Here is a 253-nt window from a genome sequence, read left to right as displayed (position 1 = left end):
AACGGAGGGGGCGGCTCTGCGAATCCAGGTCGAGTACCGGAGGGTAGGGCAACAGGTTCCATCCAGAAGCCGTTGTACTCTGTCGACAAAGGGGAACCAGGGAGCCATGGGGAAATACCGTGAAAGGACCGTTCAAATGGGTTTTCAACGCTTCCAGCAGGAGAGCGAGATCCTCCGGGCGACAGGGTCCGGGCAAGGGGAACCACCAGCGATTGCCCTCGAGATCATTGAGAAAAATGTAATGTGTGCCGTC

At 57.3% G+C, this 253-nt stretch carries 1 pseudogene; it reads right to left on the bottom strand.

Annotated elements, in window-relative coordinates:
- Positions 1-253: pseudogene (locus tag IV91_RS18825) on the bottom strand (hypothetical protein); the annotation flags it as partial.

Source organism: Ferrovum myxofaciens (assembly GCF_000735045.1).
GTDB classification, from domain to species: domain Bacteria; phylum Pseudomonadota; class Gammaproteobacteria; order Burkholderiales; family Ferrovaceae; genus Ferrovum; species Ferrovum myxofaciens.
Note: the sequence above shows the minus strand (reverse complement) of the source record. Positions and strands in the feature narration are given on the sequence as shown.